Annotated in this window: 22 protein-coding genes, 1 tRNA gene and 1 pseudogene; 12 read left to right on the top strand and 12 right to left on the bottom strand. The window is 73.1% G+C overall.

Annotated features, from left to right (window positions below):
• Positions 1-4: 4 nt before the first annotated feature.
• Positions 5-790: a DeoR/GlpR family DNA-binding transcription regulator gene (locus AB0C04_RS18750; RefSeq protein ID WP_357055887.1), complete on the bottom strand. Its 786-nt coding sequence runs from the start codon at positions 788-790 to the stop codon at positions 5-7.
• Between the two features lie 199 nt (positions 791-989).
• On the opposite strand from AB0C04_RS18750, the gene AB0C04_RS18745 reads away from it, so the two are divergent.
• The 3 genes from AB0C04_RS18745 to nagA all read left to right on the top strand — a co-directional run bounded on the left by AB0C04_RS18745 (position 990) and on the right by nagA (position 4,049).
• Positions 990-1,919: an SIS domain-containing protein gene (locus tag AB0C04_RS18745; RefSeq protein WP_357055884.1), complete on the top strand. Its 930-nt coding sequence runs from the start codon at positions 990-992 to the stop codon at positions 1,917-1,919.
• A 76-nt stretch (positions 1,920-1,995) separates the two neighbouring features.
• Positions 1,996-2,943 carry an ROK family protein gene (locus AB0C04_RS18740; RefSeq protein ID WP_357055881.1) on the top strand — a complete coding sequence of 316 codons (948 nt, stop codon included), beginning with the start codon at positions 1,996-1,998 and terminating at the stop codon, positions 2,941-2,943.
• Complete coding sequence (nagA, locus tag AB0C04_RS18735; RefSeq protein WP_357055878.1) at positions 2,940-4,049, top strand: N-acetylglucosamine-6-phosphate deacetylase; 1,110 nt, start codon at positions 2,940-2,942, stop codon at positions 4,047-4,049. Before AB0C04_RS18740 ends, nagA begins: the two co-directional genes overlap by 4 nt.
• Positions 4,050-4,101: 52 nt before the next feature.
• Here nagA and AB0C04_RS18730 read toward each other — a convergent pair whose 3' ends face one another.
• Positions 4,102-5,325, bottom strand: coding sequence for a DUF4032 domain-containing protein (locus tag AB0C04_RS18730; protein WP_357055875.1), 1,224 nt, complete (start codon positions 5,323-5,325; stop codon positions 4,102-4,104).
• 66 nt (positions 5,326-5,391) lie between these two features.
• Here AB0C04_RS18730 and AB0C04_RS18725 point away from each other — a divergent pair, with 66 nt between their 5' ends.
• Together AB0C04_RS18725 and AB0C04_RS18720 are read left to right on the top strand one after the other, a co-directional pair.
• The gene (locus tag AB0C04_RS18725) at positions 5,392-6,165 is read left to right on the top strand and encodes a phosphatase PAP2 family protein (protein ID WP_357055872.1); all 774 of its coding nucleotides are present in this window, start codon (positions 5,392-5,394) and stop codon (positions 6,163-6,165) included.
• A gap of 10 nt (positions 6,166-6,175) precedes the next feature.
• Positions 6,176-7,414: an APC family permease gene (locus AB0C04_RS18720; protein WP_357055869.1), complete on the top strand. Its 1,239-nt coding sequence runs from the start codon at positions 6,176-6,178 to the stop codon at positions 7,412-7,414.
• 78 nt (positions 7,415-7,492) lie between these two features.
• Here the strand turns inward: AB0C04_RS18720 and AB0C04_RS18715 are convergent.
• Positions 7,493-9,235: pseudogene (locus AB0C04_RS18715) on the bottom strand (NAD-binding protein); the annotation flags it as partial.
• A 94-nt stretch (positions 9,236-9,329) separates the two neighbouring features.
• Between AB0C04_RS18715 and AB0C04_RS18710 the strand changes: the two are divergent.
• From AB0C04_RS18710 to AB0C04_RS18700, 3 genes are all read left to right on the top strand, one after another.
• Positions 9,330-9,818 carry an MSMEG_6728 family protein gene (locus AB0C04_RS18710; RefSeq protein WP_357055866.1) on the top strand — a complete coding sequence of 163 codons (489 nt, stop codon included), beginning with the start codon at positions 9,330-9,332 and terminating at the stop codon, positions 9,816-9,818.
• A gap of 72 nt (positions 9,819-9,890) precedes the next feature.
• Positions 9,891-11,420: an FAD-dependent oxidoreductase gene (locus tag AB0C04_RS18705; protein ID WP_357055863.1), complete on the top strand. Its 1,530-nt coding sequence runs from the start codon at positions 9,891-9,893 to the stop codon at positions 11,418-11,420.
• 297 nt (positions 11,421-11,717) lie between these two features.
• Positions 11,718-12,161, top strand: a complete 444-nt coding sequence (locus tag AB0C04_RS18700; RefSeq protein WP_357055860.1) for an HNH endonuclease — start codon at positions 11,718-11,720, stop codon at positions 12,159-12,161.
• A gap of 68 nt (positions 12,162-12,229) precedes the next feature.
• Here the strand turns inward: AB0C04_RS18700 and AB0C04_RS18695 are convergent, their stop codons facing one another.
• Both AB0C04_RS18695 and AB0C04_RS18690 read right to left on the bottom strand, forming a co-directional pair.
• Positions 12,230-13,006, bottom strand: a complete 777-nt coding sequence (locus tag AB0C04_RS18695) for an enoyl-CoA hydratase/isomerase family protein (RefSeq protein ID WP_357055857.1) — start codon at positions 13,004-13,006, stop codon at positions 12,230-12,232.
• 91 nt (positions 13,007-13,097) lie between these two features.
• Entirely contained in the window at positions 13,098-15,497 is a 2,400-nt protein-coding gene (locus AB0C04_RS18690) for a M4 family metallopeptidase (protein ID WP_357055854.1), read from the bottom strand.
• A gap of 184 nt (positions 15,498-15,681) precedes the next feature.
• Here AB0C04_RS18690 and AB0C04_RS18685 point away from each other — a divergent pair, with 184 nt between their 5' ends.
• The gene (locus AB0C04_RS18685; protein WP_357055851.1) at positions 15,682-16,200 is read left to right on the top strand and encodes a hypothetical protein; all 519 of its coding nucleotides are present in this window, start codon (positions 15,682-15,684) and stop codon (positions 16,198-16,200) included.
• 46 nt (positions 16,201-16,246) lie between these two features.
• On the opposite strand, the gene AB0C04_RS18680 is transcribed toward AB0C04_RS18685, so the two are convergent.
• The 5 genes from AB0C04_RS18680 to AB0C04_RS18660 form a co-directional block, all read right to left on the bottom strand.
• On the bottom strand, positions 16,247-16,876 hold the full coding sequence (locus tag AB0C04_RS18680) for a histidine phosphatase family protein (protein WP_357055848.1): 630 nt from the start codon (positions 16,874-16,876) through the stop codon (positions 16,247-16,249).
• A gap of 87 nt (positions 16,877-16,963) precedes the next feature.
• On the bottom strand, positions 16,964-17,632 hold the full coding sequence (locus tag AB0C04_RS18675; protein WP_357055845.1) for a DUF998 domain-containing protein: 669 nt from the start codon (positions 17,630-17,632) through the stop codon (positions 16,964-16,966).
• 11 nt (positions 17,633-17,643) lie between these two features.
• The gene (locus tag AB0C04_RS18670; protein ID WP_350873468.1) at positions 17,644-18,063 is read right to left on the bottom strand and encodes a VOC family protein; all 420 of its coding nucleotides are present in this window, start codon (positions 18,061-18,063) and stop codon (positions 17,644-17,646) included.
• 35 nt (positions 18,064-18,098) lie between these two features.
• Positions 18,099-18,497: an AraC family transcriptional regulator gene (locus AB0C04_RS18665; protein ID WP_357055841.1), complete on the bottom strand. Its 399-nt coding sequence runs from the start codon at positions 18,495-18,497 to the stop codon at positions 18,099-18,101.
• Between the two features lie 48 nt (positions 18,498-18,545).
• Positions 18,546-19,454 (bottom strand): LysR family transcriptional regulator, encoded by a 909-nt coding sequence (locus AB0C04_RS18660; protein ID WP_357055838.1) that lies wholly within the window; start codon positions 19,452-19,454, stop codon positions 18,546-18,548.
• A gap of 118 nt (positions 19,455-19,572) precedes the next feature.
• Between AB0C04_RS18660 and AB0C04_RS18655 the strand changes: the two genes are divergently transcribed.
• Positions 19,573-20,427 (top strand): aldo/keto reductase, encoded by an 855-nt coding sequence (locus tag AB0C04_RS18655; protein WP_357055835.1) that lies wholly within the window; start codon positions 19,573-19,575, stop codon positions 20,425-20,427.
• Positions 20,428-20,498: 71 nt separating this feature from the next.
• Positions 20,499-21,530 carry an L-glyceraldehyde 3-phosphate reductase gene (gene mgrA / locus AB0C04_RS18650; protein ID WP_357055832.1) on the top strand — a complete coding sequence of 344 codons (1,032 nt, stop codon included), beginning with the start codon at positions 20,499-20,501 and terminating at the stop codon, positions 21,528-21,530.
• Between the two features lie 411 nt (positions 21,531-21,941).
• Here mgrA and AB0C04_RS18645 read toward each other — a convergent pair whose 3' ends face one another.
• Positions 21,942-22,505, bottom strand: a complete 564-nt coding sequence (locus tag AB0C04_RS18645) for a dihydrofolate reductase family protein (RefSeq protein WP_357055829.1) — start codon at positions 22,503-22,505, stop codon at positions 21,942-21,944.
• Between the two features lie 370 nt (positions 22,506-22,875).
• Positions 22,876-22,952 (bottom strand) — tRNA-Thr (locus AB0C04_RS18640).
• 353 nt (positions 22,953-23,305) lie between these two features.
• Between AB0C04_RS18640 and ugpC the strand changes: the two genes are divergently transcribed.
• The gene (ugpC, locus tag AB0C04_RS18635; protein WP_357055826.1) at positions 23,306-24,397 is read left to right on the top strand and encodes a sn-glycerol-3-phosphate ABC transporter ATP-binding protein UgpC; all 1,092 of its coding nucleotides are present in this window, start codon (positions 23,306-23,308) and stop codon (positions 24,395-24,397) included.
• Positions 24,398-24,490 lie beyond the last annotated feature (93 nt).

Below are 24,490 nucleotides of genomic sequence, written 5' to 3'. Positions count from 1 at the left end.
CGACTCAGGCGCAGACGACGTGCACACCGGCCGCGCGGAACCCCTCGACCACGTCGGGGTCGGCGCCGGAGTCGGTCACCAGGATCTCCACCCGGTCCACCGGGCAGATCCGGGCGAACGCGTGACCGCCCAGCTTGGACGAGTCGGCGATGATCACTACGCGCTTCGCCCGAGCCACCATGAGGTTGTTCATCGCCGCCTCACCCTCGTGGTGCGCGGCCGCGCCGAGCTGCGGGTCGATCGCGTCCACGCCGAGCAGGGCGATGTCCAGGGTGACCTCACGCAGCAGCGCGCCGCCGAGCGGGCCGACCAGCTCGAAGGACTTCGGCCGGACCACCCCGCCGGCCACCACCACCTTCATCCGGGACCGGACCAGCAGCTCGTTGGCGATGTTCAGCGCGTTGGTCACCACGGTCAGCTGGGCGCCCTCGGCGTTGGTGTTCAGATCCGGCCGGACGGCCAGCGCCCGGGCCACCTCGGTGCTGGTGGTGCCGCCGTTCAGGCCGACCACCGTGCCCGGCGACACCAGCGCGGCGGCAGCCGCGCCGATGCGCTGCTTCTCCGCCGAGTGCTTGGCGGTCTTGTAGCGCAGTGGCAGGTCGTAGGAGACGCCGTTGGCCACCGCGCCACCCCGGGTACGGGTGATCATCTGCTGCTGGGCCAGCTGGTCGAAGTCGCGCCGGATGGTCGCCTGGGAGACGTCCAGCCGCTCGGCGGCCTCCTCGACGCTGACCCGACCACTGTCGGTCAGCATCTCGAGCAGGGCATTCCATCTGGCGTAGCGGTCCACCGTGGGGGCCCTCCCAGCGACTGCACGATCGGTGATTGATTGCGTGCACAGTAGTGCGCGAAACTAGGAGGGCGCAAAACACCGGTCTGCGCGAACGGGCAGCCGGTTGCCACGACCACCCCCGTTCGCGCAGAATGACGCGCGAAAGACGGGTATAACGAGCCGTATTGCGCACGGCCGCCTCGTGCGAGGAGTTGTGATGGCGTACGTCGACGCGGAGATCGCGAGTCAGCCCGACTGCTGGCGGGAGGCCGCGAAGCTCGCCACCGGCGGGCACCCCGGCCTACCCGCCCCCGGCGAGCGGGTCGCCGTCGTCGGCTGCGGCACGTCGTGGTTCATGGCGATGGCGTACGCGGCGCTGCGGGAGCAGGCCGGGCAGGGTGAGACCGACGCCTTCCAGGCCTCCGAGTTCCCCGCCGGGCGGCGCTACGACCGGCTGATCGCGATCAGCCGCTCCGGCACCACCACCGAGGTGGTGGAGCTGATCGAGGCGCTGCGTGGCCAGCTGCCGACCACCGTGCTCGCCGGCGACCCGGGTTCGCCCGCGGTGCAGCTCGCCGACGCCGCGGTGACCATGCCCTTCGCCGACGAACGCTCGGTGGTGCAGACCCGCTTCGCCACCACCGCGCTGGCCCTGCTCCGCGCCCACCTGGGCGAGAACGTCGGCGCGCTGGCCGCCGACGCCGAGGTCGCGGTCCGCGCCCCGCTGCCGATCGACCCGGGCCTGATCGAGCAGGTCACCTTCCTCGGTCGCGGTTGGACGATCGGACTGGCCCAGGAGGCCGCGCTGAAGTGCCGGGAGGCCGCCACCTTCTGGGCCGAGGCGTACCCGGCGATGGACTACCGGCACGGCCCGATCTCGATCGCCGCACCGGGCCGGCTGGTCTGGGCGTTCGGCGCGCTGCCCGACGGGCTGCCGGAGGACGTCGCCGCCACCGGCGCCGCCTTCGTACACAGCCGCACCCACGGCTGCCGCACCGTGCTCGGCAGTTGGGCGGCCGGGCGGAATCCGGTGGACCCGATGGCCGACCTGATCCTGGCCCAGCGGTTCGCGGTCGCCCTCGCCACCAGCCGGGGCCTCGACCCGGACGCGCCCCGACACCTGACCCGCTCCGTGGTGCTCGCGTGAGTGAGCGTCAGTGAGCGAACCATCGACTCAGCACGACGGTGCCTCATGGCGGCACGGAGCGCAGCTGAGTGCCGGCATGAGTGACGGCGACGGCGACGTCGTCGTCGCGCTGGACGTCGGCGGTACCGGCATGAAGTGCGCCCTGGTCCGTCCGGACGGCCGCACCGTGCACACCGAACGACACCCGACAGGCGCCGACCGCGGGCCCGCGGCGGTGGTCGACACCATCCTGGAGATCGCCGAAGGGTTGGCCGGCAAGGCCCGCGCCGACGGTCGCACCCCGGTCGCGCTCGGCGTCGCCGTGCCCGGCGTGGTCGACGAGGGGCGCGGCGTCGCCGTCTGGTCGGCCAACATCGGCTTCCGGGACGTACCGCTGCGGGACCTCGCGGTGGCCCGGCTCGGCCTGCCCACGGCGCTCGGCCACGACGTGCGGGTGGGCGGTCTTGCCGAGGCTCGGCTCGGCGCCGGCCGGGGCGCCGGGCACGTGCTCTTCGTCGCGATCGGCACCGGCATCGCGGCCGCGCACGTGGTCGACGGCTCGGCCAGCGTCGGCGCGCACGGCGCCGCCGGCGAGATCGGCCACATCCTGGTGCGCCCGGACGGCCCGCGCTGCGGCTGCGGGCGACCCGGCTGCCTGGAGGCGATCGCCTCGGCCGCCGCGGTCGGCCGCCGCTACGCCGAGCTGACCGGGGTCCCGACCGACGCGGCCGAGGTGGCCGAGCGGGCCGCCGCCGGCGAGCCGGCGGCGGTGCGGATCTGGCAGGAGACCGTGGCGGCGCTCGCCGACGGGCTCGCGACCGGGCAGGCGCTCTTCGACGTGGCCACGATCGTGCTCGGCGGCGGGCTGGCGCAGGCCGGTTCGCGACTGCTCGACCCGCTCCGCGCGGCACTGCACGAGCGGATGACCTTTCACCGGGAGCCGCGGCTGGTCGCGGCGGCCCTGGGCGACGAGGCAGGCTGCCTCGGCGCCGCCCTGCTCGCCCTCGACGCCCTGGGCGTCCCGAGAACCGTGGAGAAGCGATGACCGTGCGGGTCAGCGGCAAGGTGGTGACCCCGAACGGCGTCATCCGTCAGGGCTGCGTCGAGTGGGACGGCGACCGGATCACGGCGGTGGCCGAGTACCCGGCGGTGCGGGACGGGCACTGGATCCTGCCCGGCTTCGTGGACATGCACACCCACGGCGGTGGCGGGCACACCTTCACCACCGGCGACGCCGGGCAGGCCCGCTCGGCCGCCGCCTTCCACCTGGCCCACGGCACCACGACCCTGCTGGCCAGCCTGGTCAGCTCGCCGTACGAGCTGATGCGCTCGGCCACCGTCGCGTACCGTCCGCTGGTGCAGGAGGGGGTGCTGGCCGGCGTCCACTTCGAGGGGCCGTACCTCTCGGCGGCCCGGTGCGGCGCGCAGAACCCGGAGTTCCTCCGTGACCCGTCCACCGACGAGCTGACCGAGCTGATCGAGCTGGGCGGCGACACGATCCGGATGGTGACCCTCGCCCCCGAGCGGGACGGCGCCCTGAACGCGATCAAGCTGCTCACCGCGCACCGGGTGGTCGCCGCCGTCGGTCACACCGACGCCACGTACGACGAGACCCGCGCCGCGCTCGCGGCCGGCGCCAGCGTCGGCACCCACCTGTTCAACGGGATGCGCCCGGTGCACCACCGCGAGCCGGGCCCGGTGGTGGCCCTGCTGGACGCGCCGAACGTGGTCTGCGAGCTGGTCGCCGACGGGGTGCACCTGCACGACGGGACGCTCACCTTCGCCACCTCGGTGGTCGGCCCCGAGCGGGCCGCCCTGATCACCGACGCGATGGCCGCGGCGGGGATGGCCGACGGCGAGTACGAGCTGGGCGGGCAGGCGGTGACCGTGGCCGACGGGGTGGCCCGGTTGGCGAGCGACGGTGCGATCGCCGGCAGCACCCTCACCATGGACGCGGCGCTGCGGCACGCGCTCGCCGCCGGGATCCCGATGGCCGACGCCGCCCGGATGGTCGCCACCACCCCCGCCCGGGCAATCGGGCTCGGCGACCGGGTCGGCGCTCTCCAGGTCGGCCTTCGTGCCGACCTGGTAGTGCTGGACGAGGAGCTGAACGTGGTCCGGGTGCTGCGCGGCGGCTCCTGGCAGGAGTGACCCGCGGTAGCGCCCGCAGCGGCCGGCGGCACCGGCGGCGGGCGGGCCGGGCTCAGCCGGCGGTGGGCACCTCGACGCCGAGCACGGCCTGCTCGTCGGGGCGGTGCGCCAGCACGTCGACCAGGTAGGACTGCACCGCGTGACGCATCCCGACGTCCCGGCCGGCGCGCTCGGAGAGCAGCCACTTGTGCTCGATGATCTGGGCGAAGATCTCCTGCGGCTCCAGCTTGCGGCGCAGGTGCGCCGGCACCGCCCGGACCACCGGCTCGAAGACCTCGGTCAGCCAGCGGTGCGCTGCCTGCTGCTCGTCGACGAGATCACTCTCCGCCCGGTAGGCGTCCAGGTCGTTGAGGAGCCTGCGGGCCTGGTTCTCCTCGGCGTCCAGGCCGGTCAGCCGCAGCAGCCGCCGGGTGTGGTAGCCGGCGTCGACCACCTTGGGCCGGACCAGGTAGCGCCCGTCGTCGATGGTCGACATGGCCACCTCGGCCACGTCGAAGCCCAGCTCGTTGAGGCGGCGGATCCGGCCCTCGATGTCGTGCCGGGCCTCCCGCTCGACCTGCTGCTCGTAGGTGATCTCGTGCCAGAGCCGCTCGTAACGCTGCACGACCTCCTCGCAGACCACCTCCGGGTCGATGGACTCGTGCAGCAGGCCGGCGGCCTGGAGGTCCAGCGCCTCGCCGAAGATGTTCACCCGGGCGATCTCCAGGTCCTCGCCGCGCTGGCCGTTGGAGAGCGAGGGGCGCAGCGCGCCGGTCTCCGCGTCCACCAGGTAGGCCGCGAACGCGCCCGCGTCCCGGCGGAAGAGCGTGTTGGACAGGGAGCAGTCACCCCAGAAGAACCCGGTCAGGTGCATCCGGACCAGCAGCGCGGCGAGCGCGTCGAGCAGCCGGCCCATGGTCTCCGGTCGCAGGGTGTGCGAGAAGAGCGCCCGGTAGGGCAGCGAGAACTGCAGGTGGCGGGTGATCAGCACCGACTCAAGGGGCTCTCCCTCCGGCGTCTGCCGGTCGGCGACCACCGCCACCGCCTCCACCGACGGGAAGTCGATCCGTTCCAGGGCCCGGAGCAGGTCGTACTCGCGCTCGGCGATGCGCTCGCGGGTCTCCTTGAACGCGTACACGTAGTCGCCGAGCCGGACGAACCGGACGATGTGCCGGGAGATGCCCTGCGGCAGCGCCACCAGGTGCTGGGCAGGCCACTCTTCCAGCGGTGTCGACCAGGGCAGGTCGAGCAGCGCCGGGTCCACGAGGGCAGACGTGATCCGCACGGGGACAAGCATGCCGCGTCCGCCCGGCGAAGGCTTCCCATCGTGGCTGGGCCCACAGCAGCCCGGTAGCGTGGTCGCGTGCGGGAGACCACAGCGGTACGGCGGAAGGTCCAGCTCAGACCGGTCCGTCCGGCCGGTTGGTGGTTCGACGCGCTGCTGCTCGCCGGTCTGGTCGGGCTGACGGTGGCGCTCGCCGCCGACCAGCTCTTCGGAATCGACCGGGCGGTGGCCGACTGGGCGCAGGCCCACCGGCCGACGGCGGCGTACTGGGTGGCCCGGGTGTTGAACCTGCTCGGCCAGGGCACCCCGCTGACCCTGCTCGCCGCCGGGCTCGGGGTGCTGGTGGCGGTCCGGGTCCGCTCGATCCGGCCGGTGCTGCCGCCGGTCGTCGCCTTCCTGTTCACCTACCTGACCATCGGCCCGTTGAAGGTCTGGACGGCCCGGCCGGCGCCGAGCGCCAGCGTGAAGGAGCCGTTCCTGGCGCCGGAGCAGACCCTGCCGCTCTTCCAGCAGGACGTGCCGTTCCGCTTCGCCCAGTCCTACCCGTCCGGGCACGTGGCCAACGCCATCGTCTGGTACGGGGTGCTGGCGCTGCTGGTCGGCGCGCTGCTGCGCAGCATGGACCGGCCGGTCCCGCACCGGGTGATCATCGCGGTACGGGTGCTGCCGCCGCTGATCGTGCTCTGCACCACCACCTACCTGGGCTGGCACTGGCTCACCGACTCGGTGGCCGGCCTGCTGCTCGGCCTGCTCCTGGACCGGCTGCTGCACCGGATCCCGTGGGACGACGTACCGCTGCCGGCCCGGCTGCCCGGGTCCCGCCGTACCGCGTTGTTCACCTCGGACGCCTAGCCTGCCGGCCGTGGTCCAACTCGAACGCCGGCTCGGGGTACCCGACGCGGTGCTCATCGGGCTCGGCTCGATGCTCGGTGCGGGCGTCTTCGTGGTCTTCGCCCCGGCTGCGGCGGCGGCCGGCGGCGCCGGGCTGCTGCCCGCGCTGGTGATCGCCGGCTTCATCGCCTTCTGCAACGCCACCAGCTCGGCTCGGCTGGCCGCCCGCTACCCCGAGTCCGGCGGGACCTACGTCTACGGCCGGGAGCGGCTCGGCCCGTTCGCGGGCTTCCTGGCCGGCTGGGGTTTCGTGGTCGGCAAGACCGCGAGCTGCGCGGCGATGGCGCTGACCATCGGGGCGTACCTCTGGCCGGAGCAGGCCCGGCTGGTGGCGGTCGGCGCGGTGCTCGCGGTGACCGCGGTGAACCTGCGGGGCATCGGCAGGACCGCCCTCGTGACGAAGCTGCTGGTCGGGCTGGTGCTGGCGGTGCTGGTCCTGGTGGCGGTGACCGGCGTGGTCGGCGGCCCGGTCGTCCTGGACCGGCTGACCGACCCCGGCGGCTCCGGACGCGGCGTGCTCACCGCCGCCGGCCTGCTCTTCTTCGCCTTCGCCGGCTACGCCCGCATCGCCACCCTGGGCGAGGAGGTTCGCGACCCGGAGCGGACGATCCCGCGCGCGGTGCCGCTGGCGCTCGGCGTGGTGCTGGCGATCTACCTGGTCCTCGCCGTGGTGGCGCTGGGGGTGCTCGGCGCCGATCGGCTGGCCGGCTCCGCCGCGCCGCTGGCCGATGTGGTGACCGCCGCCGGGCTGCCCGACCTGGCGTGGGTGGTCCGGGCCGGGGCCACGGTCGCGGTCACCGGCGTGCTGCTCTCTCTGCTCGCCGGGGTGGGGCGCACCCTGCTGGCGATGGCCCGCCGCCGCGACCTGCCCGGTGGGCTGGCCGCCGTGCACCCGCGGCACCGGGTGCCGCACCGGGCCGAGTTGGCGGTCGCCGCGGTGGTGGTGCTGGTGGTGGCGCTCGGCGACGTAAGGGCCGCGATCGGCTTCTCCAGCTGCACCGTGCTGGTCTACTACGCGATCACCAACGCGGCGGCGCTGACCCTCGGCCGCGACCCGGCCCGGAAGCTACCGGTTCAGGCGCTCGCCGGGCTCGGGCTGGTCGGTTGCCTGCTGCTCGCGGTCAACCTGCCGCTGAGCAGCGTCCTCGCGGGCTTCGGCGTGCTCGCCGTCGGCGCCGCGGGGTACGCCGCCCGGCGCCGGCGGGGCTGAGGGCGAGACTGCCGCCGAGCGGGGCGGCGGGGTCCCCGCCAGGGTGGGCGGCACCACGCCCCGCACGCCGAGGGCGGGCGGCGCCGCCTGGCGGGTGAGCCAGTCCAACCCGGCCCGGCGGGCGACCACGGTCAGCCGGTCACCCGCGAAGATCACCTGCCGGGGGTCGAGCTCCTTCCACCAGATCGTCTTGGCACCACCGGCCGGGGTGCGGGCGATCAGCCGCACCTGACCGTCCCGGGTGACCACGCTGAGCGGCCGGCCGTCCAGCGCGGACCCGGCGGCCACCGGCACCTCGGCGACCGGCAGCGCGTGCCGCCCGATCGGGATGGTGGCGATCACCGCCCGCTCGGTCAGCGCGCCGGTGAAGGCGGGCGCGGCCAGGTATGACACCGACCGGGAGACGCCGAGGCCGAACGCCTGCTCGACCCGCTCGGCGAAGTCACCGTCGAAGAGGCGCAGCACCACCCGCAGGTCGCGGCGGAGATCGCGGCCGGCGAGCGCCGACTCCAGGTTGGTCACGTCGTCGGTGGAGACCACCACCAGCGCCTGGCAGTCGGCCACCGAGGCGGCCTCCAGGGTCTCGGGCAGGGCGGCGTCACCGACGACCAGAGGCACCCCCAGCTGCCGGGCCAGGGTGGCACCGCGCGGTTCCGGATCCTTGTCGATCGCGACGACCTCGACGTCGTACTCGCGCAGCTGGGCCATCACCCGGGTGCCCACGTTGCCGAGCCCGACCACCACCACGTGGCCGGAGCGGGCCGGTTGCAGCCGCCCGGTGTGCAGGGCCAGCCGGGCGTTGACGATCCCGTCGACCACGACCGCGGTGATCAGCGGGATCAGCGCCAGCCCGGCCAGGTTGAGCACCACCTGCATGATCTGCGCGTCGGCGGGCTTTGTCGTGTCGGGGTCGGCGCCGCTGAGCGTGGTGACCAGGGTGAGATAGAGCGCCTCGGCCGGGGAGACGCCCTCGGCCCGGGAGATCAACGCGCCCAGCACGGCGATCACCGCGAGCAGCGCCATCACCGCGATGCCGATCTTGCGGGTGGCGAAGCCCCGGGCAGCCCGGAGCACCACCGCCACCGGCCGCCGCCGCGCCCGGACCAGCCGGCGGGCCGCCACCTCGGTGCCCGGCGGCTGCCCGGTCGCCTCGGCGAGCACCAGGTCGGCGACCGTCTGGTCGGCCGGGAGCAGCAGCGGCCGCTGCGGGTCGCTCAGGTCGGCCAGCCCGCAGGCCACGTCCTGCTCCCGCACGTCGGCGCGCCGGGCCACCCGCAGCGTGCGGTCCCGATGCTGGAAGTGCGTCGGGTCGACCTCGCCGAGCGCCGCCGCGACGAACGCCGGCGCGGCCATCTCGGCGTCGGAGAGCACCTCGACCCGGGCCTCGAGCAGCGTCCGGACGCCGTCGGCGAGGGTGCCGTTGAACATCCGCAGCACCTGGCGGACCCGGCCGTCGACCGCCTGAGCGCAGAGCGCCGCATGCAGGTTGCCCACGTCGTCCTGGTGCAGCAAGGCCACCCCCGCCGCGCCGGCCAGCCCGGCGGTTTCGAAGGTGGCCACGTCGAGCCGGTCGGAGCGGACCACCCGGACGCCGCGCAGCGTGGCCACGTCCGGCCCGTTGGAGCGGTAACGCTCCGGCACCACCACGGTCACCCGGGCGCCGCCGGCGGGCAGATCGGTGTCGAGCAGCGCCTTGGCCACGTAGTAGGCGAGCGCGTCCCGCCCACAGACGACGTAGTGCGGCCGGGGGTCACCGGCGGGGCGAAGCCGCCAGTTCCACTCGACCGCTCGGCGCGCCCGATCCCGCCACGGCTCCCCCATGCCCGGATCGTAGTCAGCACGACCACGCTGGGCGACCCCGTCCGGTTCCTGTCATGCCGGGCATGTCGGGCGGGCCGCCGGGTAGAACAGCGGTATGCAGACCTTCCTCCCGTACCCGGGCTTCCTGGCCAGCGCTCGGACGCTGGATCAGAAGCGGCTGGGCAAGCAGCGGGTGGAGACGATCCAGGTGCTGCGCGGGTTGACCTGGCCGACGTACGGCTGGCGCAACCACCCCGCGGTGAAGATGTGGGCCGGGTACGAGGAGGCGCTGACCCGGTACGGGCTGGACATGTGCGCGGTCTGGTGCGAGCCCGGGCGGGCCGACACCTGCGCCGGCACGATGAGCCTCGACCTGGCCAACGCCTGCGGCATCGACGTCATCCGCACCCAGGACGAGCTGGCCGCCGCCGGTGAGCTGCCGCCCTGGCTGGGCCGGGAGGACCTGCACCTGAGCCACCGTTCGTCGCTGGTCCGCAAGGACCCCGAGCACTATCGGCCGCTCTTCGGCGACGTGCCGACCGACCTCGAGTACGTCTGGCCGGCCTCGGATCGCGAGCGCCGCTGCCTCGCGTCCCCGCCGTGACGCGCGGCGCGGTCGCGCGCCGGCCCGGCCGGTCGGGGCAGACTGAAGGCTTCGCCCGGGCGGGAGGTCGCAATGGCACTGTCGCGAGTGGTCGGTCCGCTGCTCGGCGTACGCCCGCGCCGGGTGGACCCCGGCGGCGGTGGCGCCCCGAGGGTGCCGCACCCGGCCGCGGCGGTGGTGGTGGGCGGCGGGATCGCCGGCATGTCGGCGGCGGTGGTGCTGGCCGAGCGCGGGGTCCGGGTCACCGTGCTGGAGGCCGCGGCGACCCTCGGCGGCCGGCTCGGCGCCTGGCCGGAGGCGCTCGCCGACGGCGTCCAGCAGGTGGAGCACGGCTTCCACGCCTTCTTCCGGCAGTACTACAACTGGCGGTCGGTGCTCCGCCGGATCGACCCCGGCCTCGGCTTCCTCCGGCCGGTCCCGGGCTACCCGATCCTCTCCGCCCGGTGGCCGACCGAGGAGTTCGGCGACCTGCCCGCCGCGCCACCGCTGAACCTGCTCGCGCTGCTGGCCCGCAGCCCCAGCCTGCGCCTGCGCGACCTGCGCGGGATGGACCGCAACGCCGCGCTGCCGCTGCTCAGCTACCACCCGGTGCGCACCTACGCCGAGCTGGACGAGACCACCGCCGACGAACTGCTCGACTCGCTGCGGCTGCCGGACCGGGCCCGGGCGATGCTCTTCGAGGTCTTCTCGCACTCGTTCTTCAACCACGAGGCGGAGATGTCGGCCGCCGAGATGGTCGCGCAGTTCCACTTCTACCTGCTCGGCAACGGTGAAGGGCTGGCCTTCGACGCGCCGGACGCGGACTACGCGACGGCGATCTGGGCACCGCTGACCCGGCACATCGAGCGGCACGGCGGACGGGTGGTGACCGGGGCGGCCGCCACCGCGGTGCTCCGGGCCGGCGACGGCTGGCGGGTGGTCACCGGCGACGGCACGGCGTACGACGCCCGGCACGTCGTGCTCGCCGTCGACCCACCCGCGCTCGCCGCGCTGGTCGGGGCCTCCGCCGAGCTGGCGGAACACGCGCCGCGGCTGGTGGCGCGGATGCCCGCCTTCGGCACCCCCGGCCCGCCGTACGCGGTGGCGCGCTACTGGCTGGACGGGGACGTACGCCCCGACCGGGCGGTCTTCAGCGGTGTGTCCCGGCAGCCGACGCTGGACTCGGTGACGCTCTACCACCGGCTGGAGCGGGAGCCCCGCCACTGGGCCCAGCGCACCGGCGGAAGCGTGCTGGAGCTGCACGCGTACGCCTGCGAGCCGGGCGTGCCCGCCGCGGAGCTGGCCGAACGGATGCGCGCCGAGCTGACCACACTCTGGCCGGAGGTGGCCGGGCTACCCGTCCGTGAGCTGAGCGCCCGGGTGGCGGCGCAGGCACCGGCCTTTCCACCCGGCAGTCACGCCTGGCGGCCCGGGGTACGCACCGACGCCGACGGGCTCTATCTGGCCGGCGACGGGATCGCCACGGACTTCCCCAGCGCGTTGATGGAGCGCTCGGCGGCGACCGGGATCATCGCGGCGAACCACATCCTGCGCGCCGAGGGCGGCGCGGCCGAGCCGGTCCACTCGGTCCGGCCCCGCGGTCTGCTCGCGAAGCGGGACTGACCCCGGACCGTCCCGGCGGGCGCGGCTCGATCGAAATCCGTTGCCCGCCCGGGTCGGGCGGACCTACCGTGATCGCGCAAGGTCAACCACCGCACCGGGAGCCGTACATGTCGATGTCGCACGTCACCACCGTGCCGTCGTGGCTGCCCAGCGACGGTTGCCGAGCCGAAGGCCCCGGGAACGACCGGCCCGACTGACGCGCGCCCGACCCGCGTCGAGCCGCCCCGTCCCCAACGGACCGGGCGGCTCTTCGCTGTCCGGCCCTACGTCCGTCACCGCCAATGGAGGGAGATCCCGGTGGACGCCGTCCTCGTTGTCAACGCCGACCTCGGCCCGCTGCACCGGGTCACCGTCCAGCACGCCATCCGGATGCTCTGCCGCCGGGTGGCCGAGATCCACGAGGCCGAGCCGGACCAGGTAATCGGGGTCTTCCCGGTCCCCCGGGTGGTCCGGCTGGTCCGCTACGTGGCGACCCGCTGGCGGTTCAGCGCCGGCCCGGCCTGGTCCCGCGCCGGGGTGTTACGGCGCGACCGTCGCTGCTGCGCGTACTGCGACTCACCGGCCAGCACCATCGACCACATCCTGCCCCGCTCGCGCGGCGGCCGGAACACCTGGCGCAACACCACCGCCGCCTGCTACGCGTGCAACCAGCGCAAGGGCGACCGTACGCCGGCCGAGGCGGGGATGCCGCTGCGCCGGGAACCGGTGGTCCCGAGCTGGACGTCGCTCGCCGGGCGGTGAACGGACCGGCCGGCGGGAACGGGGGGCCGCGTCGGGGTACGCCCTGGCGCGGCACCCGCCGGCCCCTGTCAGTCGTCGGCGGGCGGGGGTGCCCAGGCGAAGGCGGGGGTGCGGCGGTCGCGGACGGCGGAAATGCCCTCCCGGGCCTCGCCGCTCTCCAGCGCCTTCCGGTGCCACCAGGCGATCCGGGACGGCGCGGCGCGGTCGTCGACGATCTCCTTCGCGGCGGCCAGACTGAGCGGCGAGCGCTGGGCGATGCTCGCGGTGATCTCCTGCACCCGGGCGGCGAGTCGCTCCTCGGGCAGCACCTCGTCGACCAGGCCGATCCGTAGCGCCCGCTGGGCGTCGATCAGCTCGGCGGTGAAGAGCAGGTACTTCGCGGCCGAGGGGCCGACCAGCCGGGCCAGCCGGCGGGTGGTCGGCGCCGGGTAGACCAGCCCGAGCCGGGCCGGCGGTACGCCGAACCGGGCGTCGTCGGCGGCGATCCGCAGGTCGCAGGCGGCGGCGAGCTGGCAGCCGCCGCCGACGCAGGCGCCGCGGATGGCCGCGATGGTCGGCTTGGCGAAGCCGGCGAGCCGCTCCTCGGCGGCCACCGCGATGCTGCCGTCCCCGGCCGCCAGCAGCTCGTCGAGATCGCCCAGGTCGGCGCCGGCGCAGAAGGTGTCGCCCGCGCCGGTGAGCACCAGGGCACGGACGGCCTCGTCGGCCTCCAGCTCGTCGAGGAGCGGCGGAAGCTGCCGCCACATCGCCGGGGTCATCGCGTTGCGCCGCGCCGGGTGGTGGATCACCACCGTCGCCACCGGCCCGGTCACCTCGACGACGATCTCCGCGTCCGCCACCGTCACCCTCCCTCGTCCGACTGCGGTGACCCTAACGACGCGGGCCCGACGACCACCCGTGAGGGTGGCCGCCGGGCCCGGCCCGACGCTGGTCAGCTCAGGAGGTGGCGATCCAGGTGTCGTCGAGCACGAAGGACGTCTTCAGGGAGGAGTCCTCGACACTGGTGAACTTGAGGGTGACGGTCTGGCCGGCGTACGACGACGGCAACTCGAAGACCCGCTGGCTGTAGCCGGTGGTCTTGTCCAGGTTCGAGTAGGTCGCCAGGGTGCCCAGCACCGCCCCGCTCGCGCTGACCACCTGCACCTTCAGCGTGTCGTACGCCCGGTCGGTGGTGGTCTCGGCCGAGTCGATGCGCAGCCAGAAGCCGACGGTGTACGACACGCAGCCGGCCGGCAGGGCCACCGACTGGGCGAGCGTGTCGGTGTGGGTGCTGCCGTACCCGCCCAGCCAGGCGTTGCGGGTGCCGGAGCGGGCCGGCTGGGCGCTGAACGACCCGACGACGCCCGAGGTGCCGGTCCACGGCGGGATGCCCGACTCGAAGCCGGGGTTGGCGAGCACCTGCGGTATCGCGGGGCACGGTCGCCCGGTGTCCTTGATGGTCAGCGTGTAGACCGCCGAGTGGCTCACCGCGCCGCTGCCGGTGATGGTGACCGGGTAGACGCCGGGCGGGGTGGTGGCCGCGGTGGCGATGCTGAGGGTGGTCAGGTTGCCGGTCTGGACCGAGCCGGGGTTGAACGTGGCCCGCCAGCCGGCCGGCATGCCGAGCGTGGAGAACGACACGGTGTGCGAGGCGCCGGCGGTGAGGGCGGTGCTGACGGCGATCGTCTTCGTGCTACCCGGGAAGACCTCACCGGAGGTCTCGTTGAGGGAGAGCGAGAAGTCGTTCCCGGTCACGCAGGCCGGGTCGTTGCCGGCCACGTTCACCGCGGTCCACGCCGCCCGGACGGCCTTGTACTCGACCGAGCACTTGCCGTACAGGTCGGTGGTCGCCTGCAGGGTGTACGCCCGCGCCGTGTTGGCCGGGTTGCTGGTGTTGACGTACGAGGTGTTGGAGGTGAAGTACACGTCCAGGGCGCGGAACCAGATCTTCTCCGCCTTGGCCCGGCCGATGCCGGCCATCGCCGGGGCGGAGCCGCAGACCGGCGAGGTGCCGTACGGCGTCGCGCCGGTGCCCTCGGCGAGGTTGAAGTAGAAGTGGTTGGCCACGCCGGACGAGAAGTGCACGTCCTTGTTCTTGGTGTTGGTCGACCAGCAGGTGTCGGACGCGCCGTCCAGCCCCGGGTTGTACATGTAGCGCAGCGGGGTGCCGTCACCGTTGATGTCGACCTTCTCGCCGACCTGGTAGTCGCCCGGGTCGGCCGGGGCGTTGGCGTAGAACTCCACCATGTTGCCGAAGATGTCGCTGGTCGCCTCGTTGATGCCGCCGGACTCACCGTCGTAGGTCAGCCCGCCGGGGACGACGTTGTCGGTGACCCCGTGGCTCATCTCGTGCGCCGCGACGTCGAGCGAGATCAGCGGCCGGTTGTCGCCGATGTTGTCGCCGTACGTCATCCGGGAGCCGTCCCAGAAGGCGTTGTCGAAGTTCCTGCCGTAGTGCACCCGGCTCGGCACACCGGCGCCGTTGCCGAAGATGCCGTTACGGCCGTGCGTGTTCTTGTAGTAGTCGAACGTCTTGGCGGCGCCGTAGTGTGCGTCCACCGCGGCGGTCTGCCGGGCGGCGCCGGTGCTGCCGTGCGCGCCGGTGCCCCAGGTGTTGTCGGCGTCGCTGACCGTGGTGCAGGTCGACGTGGTGTTGTTCATGTCGCAGGTGGAGCCGTTGCCGCGCGCCGCGTCGATCATCAGGTAGGTGCTGCCGGCGGACGTCGTGTCGATGCTCACCGAGCCCGAGTGCAGGCTGTTGCCGGTGCCGGCGACCGTCTCGATCTCGTCGTACGACCCGAGCACCGCGCCGGTCGTGGCGTCGGTGATCACGTGCAGCCGGGACGGGGTCTGCCCGTCCGGCAGCCAGCCGGAGAGGACGGTCTCCCAGGCCAGCCGGCCGGTGCCGGAGCTAGCGTCGACAAAGAGTTCCGGAGCGCGGGTCGACGTGATCTTGCCGGAGAACCGCGCCCGGGCGGCCTTCGTGGCGCTGACCGCGGAGACCCTCGCCGTCGTGCCGAGGGTCAGCGGCGCGGAGAGGCCTACCGAGGAGCCGGCGTAGCCGCCGCTCGGCGTGGTGTGGATGACGAAGTCACCGCCGTACACCCGCAGCCCCCGATAGCTGCGGGTGTAGCGGGTGTGCGCGGCGCCGCTGGCGTCCACCTTGGAGCTGTGCATCTGGTAGGACTCGGCGGCGGTGCCCTTCACCGCGCCCGGGTCGGCCCGCAGGATGGCCGCCGCGCCGGTCGGGCCTGGTGCGGGGGCGGTCGGCGCAGCCGCGTTCGCCGCGGTGGCGAGGCAGGTCAGCGCGCCACTGGCGAGCAGCGCGGCGCTCACGGCCGCGATGGATCTCTTCACGTGCCCTCCTGGTGGGGGAAGGTATGGAGCGGAAGCGGCGGATCGGCGGCGGAGAACCCGCGCCGTACCGCGACATCGACATCGACAGCGCCCGTCCGACCGAGCGGGCAGGTTGCGGGAACCGCGTGGAGGGCTGACGCGTCAGAGCCGCATGAGATCAGCCCCGCTGGCCGGTGTCAAGATCATGCTGATCATTGCCCTGGTCGGATGCACGACCACCGGCCCACGCTCCGTTCCATCGGCGCCGGCCACCGGCGGCAACACTCCTGGTGGGACGGCCACCGCGCCACCCACGGCCGGCACCGCCCCGACGGCGCCCACCCTCGACCCGACCCAGCCCGCGCCGAGCGGCTCCGGCGCCGCCACCCGGGTGGTGCTGTTCCGGTCGGGCGGGATCGCCGGTCGCGGGGACAGCATCACCGTCGAACCGGACGGTCGGTGGACGGCGGTCGACCGCGCCGGGTCCCGGCGTACCGGGCGGCTCGGCCCGGCGGATCTGGGCGGGCTGCACGGGCTCGCCGCCGACCCGCGGCTCGCCGCCGAGGCCCGCCGGCCGGCCGCGCCGAGCGGTTGCGCGGACGCGTTCAGCTACCGGTTGACCGTCGGCGCCGTCGAGACCGGCTACGTCGACTGCCCCACCGACGCCGCCCCACCTCCCGCCACCCGCTCCCTGGTGGAGCTCCTGCTCCGCGTCACCGCCTGACCCAGCCCCCGCCGAACACGCCGATCCGACGCTGGGCGGCGTCGGCTCAGCTGCGGTACTCCGTGGGAAGGCCGGTGCCGCGCAGCTCGGCGGGGAGGTGCGCGACGTCGTTGAACGCGATCAACGTGGGCGGCGTGTCAGTGCGGTAGCGGATGACGGTCAGGCCGGCGTTGTGGTGGTTCAGGCCCAGCCAACGCGACCGTGGCGCGTCCAGCGCATGCCGGACGAGCCACGCGATGAGGAACGTGTGCGTGACGACCAGCTCCTGCCGGTCGCCCTCCTCCGGCGGCGTCGCGAACCGGCGCACGGCCGCCGCCGTCAGTCGCGGCCCCTCGGCCCGCTCGGCCGCGTCGAACCCGGCCAGCAGCCGGGCGTACGCCGGCGGCAGGCCGGCCGGATCGGTCTCGTCCGGCAGGTGGTCGCCGGCCAGCTCGGTGGCGTACACCGGAATGCCGGGCAGCTGCGCGGCGACCAACGCGGCGGTCTCCGCGGTCCGGCGCAGCGGGCCGTGGTGGACGGCGTCGAACGGCACCCCGCGCAGCCGCTCGCCGAGCAGCGTCGCCTGCCGGCGTCCCCGCTCGGAGAGCCCCACCTCCGGCGGGTCGATCCCCGGCGGCGTCCCCGCCGGCCGGCCCTGCTCGCCGTGCCGGGCCAGCCAGAGCAGTCGGGTCGCCATCTCGTCACCTCACGCACGATCGGGAGGCGCGATCGTAGCCGCGCCTCCCGATCCGCGTCCGTCCCGCCGGTCCGCAGTCCCGCCGTTCTAGCTGGTCCGGCCCCGCGCCGCGCTGGCGAGGACCGCCGTCACCCAGGCCCAGCCGACAACCGCGGCCAGCCCGAAACCGATCATCGTCACCGGCCCGGGCCGGACGATCATGACGAGCCAGGCCACCGCGAAGTAACCTCCGGCGCCCAGGCTCAGCCCCGCCCGGCCCCGGTCACCGGCGCGGGCCGCCCGGCGGGCGACCAGCACGGTGGCCACGATCAGCGCGCCGAAGGCGACCGCCGCGGCGAGGAAGTGCAGCCCGCCGTGCCAGCTGATCTGCCCGGCCCCGCGCGGCGTGCCGGCGGGGAAGCCGTCCGCCGGGTCTGCGCTGAACACCCCGGCCGCCACCATCCCGGCGCCGTAGAGAGCGAGCAACCGGGGCAGCCAGGCCGACCCGCCCGGCTCGGCCCGACGCAGCGCCCAGCCGGCGGCGATGGTGAGCAGACCGGTGGCCAGGAAGGTGGCGATCTGGATCCAGCCCAGGTCGCCGGTGCTCAGCACGCTCACCGGGTGCCGGCGGAAGTCGAAGCCGTTCCGGGTGACGCCCTGCACGAGCGCGGAGCCGATGAAGATCGGGCCCGCAAGCACGCCCCCGGCCAGCAGGAGCCGGTCCCGGCCGACGGCCTGCGCCGGCCCGGCGTGGTGGAGTGGGATCGCCTCGGTCACCGGTCCGCCCCTCAGCCCTGCGGGTGCATCTGGCCGATGCGGATCTTGTTGCCGAACGGGTCCCGGATCCCGAAGTCGATCCCGTACGGCCGCTCCGTCGGCTCATCGGTGATCTCGACGCCCTTGGCGACCAGCGTCTCGTAGGTCTTGCGGGCGTCGTCGGTGGTGATGCTGAGCCAGCCGCCCATCGCGCCCTTGGTGAGCAGCTCGCGGACCTGCTCGGCGGTGGCCGGGTCCAGCGCCGGCGGCCCGGGCTTCTCCAGCAGGATCTCCCGGCTCCGGTCGCCGGGAACGTTGACCGTCAGCCAACGCATGAAGCCGAGGTCGGTGTCGGTGTTCACCTCGAGGCCGAGCTTGCCGACGTAGAAGTCGAGCGCCTCGTCCTGGTCGAGGACGTAGATCTGGGAGCGGGTGACCGCGTTCATCGTCATGGCTATGACGCTAGAGGTCGGCCCTGACCTGCTGCTTATCCAAAACTGCTGGGTCTGGTCCAGGCCTTGGTGAAGCAGGACGGCACGTCGACCGGGAGCTTGCGCCTGCGGTAGTCGGTCGGCGACTCGCCGACGATCTGCCGGAAGGTCCGGCTGAAGGTGCCGAGGCTGCCGAAGCCCACGGCGAAGCAGATGTCGGTGACGTCCCGGCCGGTCTCCACCAGCAGGTACATCGCCCGCTCGACCCGGCGGCGTTGCAGGTAGCGGTGCGGCGTCTCGCCGAACGTGGCCCGGAAGGTCCGGATGAAGTGCGCCTCGGAGACGTGCGCGATGCGGGCCAGCGCGGGGATGTCCAGCGGTTCGGCGTAGGCCCGGTCCATCGCGTCCCGGGCACGCAGCATCGCCCGGTTGGACTCCTCCACCGCACGACTCATCCGCGCCCCCTCCGCGCCGTCGCCCGCCAGGCTACCCACGCGGTTCGACTACGAGGCGGCCCCGGCCGGCGCGACACGACCCGGCAGGACCATCCGGAGCAGCTCGTCGGCGGCCGGGCCGGGTGGCGTGGCGGCTGCCACGGCCACCGAGACCTGCCAGCTCGGGCCGTCCGCCGCCGCGAGCGCGGCCACGTGCAGCCCCTTGGCCTGCGGCTTGCGGGTCACCGGGGCCGGCACCAGCGCCACCCCCAGCCCCTGGTGGACGAAGTCGAGCAGGGTGTGCACGTCGTTGACCTCGACCGAGACCCGACGCTCGGCGTCCGCGCGGGCGAAGGTCTGGTCGTTGACCCGGCGGGCGCCCCAGTCGTTGCTGAAGTCGACGAAGTCCTCGCCGAGGAGCGCCGCCACGTCGACGCTGTCCCGCTCGGCCAGCCGGTGGCCGGGGTGGCAGAGCAGGACCATCTTCTCGGTCGCCAGCGGCAGCAGGCGTACGCCGTCCGGCGGTGGGCCGGGCAGCGCCACGAAGCCCACGTTCAGTCGGCCCTGCCGGATCTGCTCGGTGACCTGCCCGGAGCCGGCGTAGCGCAGCCGGATCTCCACGCCGGGGTGGGCCCGGCGGAACGAGGACAGCAGCGGCGGCAGGTCGATGACGCCCAGGCACTGCTCGGAGCCGACGGTGAGGCTGCCGCGCAGCAGCCCGCGTACGGCGGCGACCGCGTCCCGGGCCGCCGTGGCGCTGGCCAACGTGCGATGCGCCTCCACCAGCAGCGCCCGACCCGCGTCGGTCAGCTCCACCCGCCGGGTGCTGCGGACGAAGAGCTCGGCGTTCAGGTCGCGCTCCAGCGCGCGGATGGAGGCGGATAATCCGGACTGGGCGACGCGCATCCGCTCCGCCGCCCGGGTGAAGTGGCGCTCTTCGGCCACCGCCACGAAGTACTCCAGGTGCCGCAACTCCATGACTCAGCAGTCTATGTGCTGATTCTGAGCGGTTTCTTCTGTTGGACGGGGGCCGGTGGCGGTACCAGGCTGGAAGGCCTGGTCCGCGAACGCGGGACCGTGACGAGGAGGTCTTGCCATGCAGAGCCGCCGCATCGGCGACGTGTCGGTCAGTGCGATCGGGCTCGGCGGGATGCCGATGTCGATCGAGGGCCGCCCGGACGAGGACCGCTCGATCCGTACCATCCACGCCGCGCTGGACGCCGGCATCACCTTGATCGACACCGCTGACGCCTACCACCTGCACGCCGACGAGGTCGGCCACAACGAGTCGCTGATCGCCCGCGCACTCGCCACCTACGGCGGCGACACGACGCAGGTGCTGGTCGCCACCAAGGGTGGGCACCTGCGCCCCGGCGACGGCAGCTGGACGCTCAACAGCTCCCCCGAATATCTCAAGCGGGCCTGCGAGGCCTCGCTGAAGCGCCTCGGCGTCGACGCCATCGGCCTCTACCAGCACCACCGCCCGGACCCGAGGGTCCCGTACGCCGACTCCATCGGCGCGGTCCGCGACCTGCTGGACGCCGGCAAGATCCGGATGGCCGGCATCTCCAACGCCAACCCGGAGCAGATCCGCGAGGCCCAGGAGATCCTCGGCGGGCGGCTGGTCTCGGTGCAGAACCAGTTCTCGCCGGCCTTCCGCTCCTCCGAGCCCGAGCTGGAACTCTGTGACCAGCTCGGCATCGCCTTCCTGCCCTGGTCGCCGCTGGGCGGCATCGCCCGCGCCGACCAGCTGGGCGGGCACGCCGCCGCCTTCGCCGAGATCGCCGAGCGGCACGGGGTGAGCCCGCAGCGGGTCTGCCTCGCCTGGCACCTGGCCAAGTCGCCGGTGGTCGTGCCGATCCCGGGCGCGAGCCGGCCGGAGACGATCCGCGACTCGGCGCAGGCGCCCGAGCTGACCCTCACCGCCGAGGAGCTGGCCAGCCTCGGCTGAACCACCGCGTACCCCGGGCGGTCGCGGCCCGAGCGCCGCGACCGCCCGACCATCACCTGCGAAGGAGTGCCGTGAGCACCAGTTACCGAGCCGAGCCCGACCGGTACCGCGACATGGAGTACCGCCGGTCCGGCCGCAGCGGCCTGAAGCTGCCCGCCGTGTCGCTCGGCCTGTGGCACAACTTCGGCCACGACCGCCCGCTCGACACCCAGCGCGCGATCCTGCACCGCGCCTTCGACCTGGGCATCACCCACTTCGACCTGGCCAACAACTACGGCCCGCCGTACGGCTCCGCCGAGGAGAACTTCGGCCGCGTCCTCGCCACCGACTTCCGGCCGTACCGCGACGAGTTGGTCATCTCCACCAAGGCCGGCTACGACATGTGGCCCGGCCCGTACGGCGAGTGGGGCTCCCGGAAGTACCTGACCGCGTCGCTGGACCAGTCGCTCGAGCGGATGGGTCTGGACTACGTCGACATCTTCTACTCGCACCGCTTCGACCCCGACACCCCGCTGGAAGAGACCATGGGCGCGCTGGACGCGGCGGTACGGGCCGGCAAGGCGCTCTACGTCGGCATCTCCTCCTACTCCCCGGCCCGGACGGCCGAGGCCGCGGCGATCCTCCGCGAACTCGGCACGCCGCTGCTGATCCACCAACCGTCGTACTCGATGCTGAACCGCTGGATCGAGGACGACCTGCTGGACGTGTTGGAGCGCGAGGGCGTCGGCTGCATCGGCTTCTCGCCGCTGGCCCAGGGCATGCTGACCGACCGCTACCTGAAGGGCGTGCCGGAGAACTCGCGGGCCACCGCCCAGAGCTCGCTCTCGACGGACTGGCTGACCGAGGAGAACCTGGACAAGATCCGCGCGCTCGACACGATCGCCGCGCGGCGCGGGCAGAGCCTCGCCCAACTGGCGATCGCCTGGACCCTGCGCGACCCGCGGATGACCTCGACCGTGCTCGGTGCCAGCAGCGTCGCCCAGTTGGAGGCGAACGTGGCGGCGCTGGAGAACACCGCGTTCACCGACGACGAGCTGGCCGAGATCGACCGGTACGCGACGGAGTCCGGCATCAACCTGTGGGCCCGGTCGAGCCGGGCCTGATTGGGACGGGGCCGCACCCCCGACAGTCGAGCGCCTCTGCTGATTCGCCTCCGCCCGCGGCCTCCGGACGCCGGCAGCAATTGGCGACGTGTGACGAGCGGGCGGGTCTCGTGACCCGCCCGCTCCTCGCCCACCACCGGACGCTCGGAGCGCAGGGTCATCTCCTGCTCGGCCCCGGCGATGTCGGCACGGTCCTGCCCGCGTCCTCGGCGGTGATCGGCTCCGCCCACGGTCCGCGACGCTGGTGTGCCAGGCATCCGCTTCTGCCGAGAAGGGTTCACTCGGTCGTGCGATGGACCTCCGATGCTGGGGAACCAGCCCGCGAACGCTCATGGGTTCCACGAGCGGCGGATGGGTGGGCGGGCGCTCGTCACACAGGCCGCAGCGCCCAGATCAGGGTGGTAACCCTGGTTAGTGGCCGAGAGTGCGGTAACGGAGGTGAACGACGCCGTTTTGGAATCGGCGCTCGTCGAGGAGCGCGAAGTCGGTGCGCACGCCAGTAGGCAGCCCCGGCTTGCCGCCTCCGACGGCCGTGGGCCAGACGAATAACTGGCACTCGTCAACCAGTCCAGCCCGCATGGCCTGCGCCGCCAGGTTGGCGCCTCCAACGGTGATATCACTGCCGGCCGTGGCCTTCAGCTGGTGTACGACAGCGGGGTCGAAACGGCGCTCCAAGCTGGTGACGGCCGTTGACACCGCGGTGAGAGTCGTGGAGTAGACGACCTTGTTCGCCGCTTGCCAGGCGCTCGCGAAGTCAGCCATGAGGCCGGACTGCGCGGCTAGAGCAGCGTCGGTTTCCCAGACGGCCATCGATTCATACAGGCGCCGCCCGTAAAGGAATGTACCCACGGACCGCAGGAGGTTGGTGGTGAACGTGAATACCTCGTCGTCGCGCGGGAACCAGGCGAAGACTCCGCGTTCGTCCTCGATATAGCCGTCAATCGACACATTAGTCACGTAGATCAGCTTTGCCATGCCTTTACCTCCCGGTGCACGTAGGACCCGATTGGGATGTCACCCTCGCCTGCTAGCTGGTTGAGCATCACGGGTCGGGCGGACGTCTCCGCCTCTCGCCCGTTCTACGAACGACTCGGCCCGGATCCGACGCCATCCCGAGAGAAAGTTTGGCGGGATCTTCGGCAGGGTCGCTTCCGCAGGCCACCGCCTCCACGCGCTCTACGTCGTGGCCGCCACATGGGGCTCCGGCGCGGCGAGCTCTCGCCGACGCGATGCGACAGGCGCTCGGCAAGCTCGACGGGCGGCTGTCATGACTCCGGCTGCTGTCAGCGTTGCTGTCAACCGGTCGCCTCAGGGGCATTGCCCGTCGGGAAAAGCCTGGTGGAATTGGAGCCCCCGGCCGGGATCGAACCGGCGACATCTCGCTTACAAGGCGAGTGCTCTGGCCAGCTGAGCTACAGGGGCGCGTGCGTCGTCGCCAGCATAGCGACTGACGTCCGGATATCCCGCTCGCCAGGCATCCCCAGCACGGGAAACGTCAACATCCCGACCGTCCCGGCATCGCCCGCTCACGATCACCGACGGCGATTGATGGCTGCCCGTGCCCGGATGCCCGGAATGCGTATGCCATCGCTCGCATCGAGATCGTCGCGTCTTGGCAGCGGCGGAAAAGCCGTTTACGGTGCAGTGACACGGACGACATGTCCGGCCGCCACGCGACCGCACCCGCCGCCCGTTGGCCGGCGCGGGCACGCGTCGGTCGCTCCTTCACTCGGATCGTCCGGCACGTTCCTGCCGGTGAAAGGAAGCGCTCCACCATGGCTACGGTCACCTATTCCAAGGCGTCCCGGATCTACCCGGGCACCGAGCGTCCCGCCGTCAACGAGCTGGACCTCGAGATCGGCGACGGCGAGTTCCTCGTCCTGGTCGGCCCCTCCGGTTGCGGCAAGTCCACCAGCCTGCGGATGCTCGCCGGCCTGGAGGACGTCGACGCCGGCTCGATCTACATCGACCAGCGCGACGTCACCCACCTCCCCCCGAAGGCCCGCGACATCGCGATGGTCTTCCAGAACTACGCCCTCTACCCGCACATGACGGTGTACGAGAACATGGCGTTCGCGCTCAAGCTCCGTAAGACCTCGAAGTCGGAGATCGACCGGCGGGTCAAGGAGGCGGCCGGGCTGCTCCAGCTGGAGGAGTACCTGGGCCGCAAGCCGAAGGCGCTCTCCGGTGGTCAGCGCCAGCGCGTGGCGATGGGCCGGGCGATCGTCCGCGAGCCGCAGGTCTTCCTCATGGACGAGCCGCTGTCGAACCTCGACGCCAAGCTCCGGGTGCAGACCCGTACCCAGATCGCGTCGCTCCAGGCCAAGCTGGGCGTCACCACCGTCTACGTGACCCACGACCAGGTCGAGGCCATGACCATGGGCCACCGGGTCGCGGTGCTGCTCGACGGTGAGCTCCAGCAGGTGGACACCCCGCGGGCGCTCTACGACACCCCGGCCAACGTCTTCGTCGCCGGCTTCATGGGCTCCCCCGCCATGAACATCAAGACCGTGCCGCTGGCCGAGCAGGGCGCCGAGTTCGCCGAGATGCACATCCCGCTGACCCGCGAGCAGGTCGAGGCGGCCAAGGCCGAGGGCGGCGACGGCAAGGTCACCGTCGGCTTCCGGCCGGAGGACTGCGACCTGGTCAGCCCGACCGAGGGCGGCATGCCGGTCGTGGTCGAGCTGGTCGAGGACCTCGGCTCGGACGCCAACATCTACGGCCACGCGGCGCTGGGCGGCAGCTCCGAGCGGTTCGTCGTCCGCACCGACCGGCGCAGCATGCCGAACATGGGCGACACCGTGTTCGTCAAGCCGCGTACCGGCCGCAGCCACGTCTTCCACGCCACCACCGGCAAGCGGATCTGACGTACGCAACAACGAAGGGCGGTCCGCTTCGGCGGGCCGCCCTTTCGTCGTACCCCGGGGGCTCCGACATGCGACGAGGCCCCTTCCGCCACC

Origin of the sequence: Micromonospora sp. NPDC048909 (genome assembly GCF_040649635.1) — a bacterium.
Taxonomy (GTDB): domain Bacteria; phylum Actinomycetota; class Actinomycetes; order Mycobacteriales; family Micromonosporaceae; genus Micromonospora.
This window is presented reverse-complemented; position numbering and strand designations above follow the sequence as displayed.

Excerpts from the sequence above, each read along its gene's own strand:
- AB0C04_RS18745 (WP_357055884.1), top strand. The coding sequence starts at position 990 with ATGGCGTACGTCGACGCGGAGATCGCGAGTCAGCCCGACTGCTGGCGG.
- AB0C04_RS18740 (WP_357055881.1), top strand. The coding sequence starts at position 1,996 with ATGAGTGACGGCGACGGCGACGTCGTCGTCGCGCTGGACGTCGGCGGT.
- nagA (WP_357055878.1), top strand. The coding sequence starts at position 2,940 with ATGACCGTGCGGGTCAGCGGCAAGGTGGTGACCCCGAACGGCGTCATC.
- AB0C04_RS18730 (WP_357055875.1), bottom strand. The coding sequence starts at position 5,325 with ATGCTTGTCCCCGTGCGGATCACGTCTGCCCTCGTGGACCCGGCGCTG.
- AB0C04_RS18710 (WP_357055866.1), top strand. The coding sequence starts at position 9,330 with ATGCAGACCTTCCTCCCGTACCCGGGCTTCCTGGCCAGCGCTCGGACG.
- AB0C04_RS18705 (WP_357055863.1), top strand. The coding sequence starts at position 9,891 with ATGGCACTGTCGCGAGTGGTCGGTCCGCTGCTCGGCGTACGCCCGCGC.
- AB0C04_RS18685 (WP_357055851.1), top strand. The coding sequence starts at position 15,682 with ATGCTGATCATTGCCCTGGTCGGATGCACGACCACCGGCCCACGCTCC.
- AB0C04_RS18680 (WP_357055848.1), bottom strand. The coding sequence starts at position 16,876 with ATGGCGACCCGACTGCTCTGGCTGGCCCGGCACGGCGAGCAGGGCCGG.
- AB0C04_RS18670 (WP_350873468.1), bottom strand. The coding sequence starts at position 18,063 with ATGACGATGAACGCGGTCACCCGCTCCCAGATCTACGTCCTCGACCAG.
- AB0C04_RS18665 (WP_357055841.1), bottom strand. The coding sequence starts at position 18,497 with ATGAGTCGTGCGGTGGAGGAGTCCAACCGGGCGATGCTGCGTGCCCGG.
- AB0C04_RS18660 (WP_357055838.1), bottom strand. The coding sequence starts at position 19,454 with ATGGAGTTGCGGCACCTGGAGTACTTCGTGGCGGTGGCCGAAGAGCGC.
- AB0C04_RS18655 (WP_357055835.1), top strand. The coding sequence starts at position 19,573 with ATGCAGAGCCGCCGCATCGGCGACGTGTCGGTCAGTGCGATCGGGCTC.
- AB0C04_RS18645 (WP_357055829.1), bottom strand. The coding sequence starts at position 22,505 with ATGGCAAAGCTGATCTACGTGACTAATGTGTCGATTGACGGCTATATC.
- ugpC (WP_357055826.1), top strand. The coding sequence starts at position 23,306 with ATGGCTACGGTCACCTATTCCAAGGCGTCCCGGATCTACCCGGGCACC.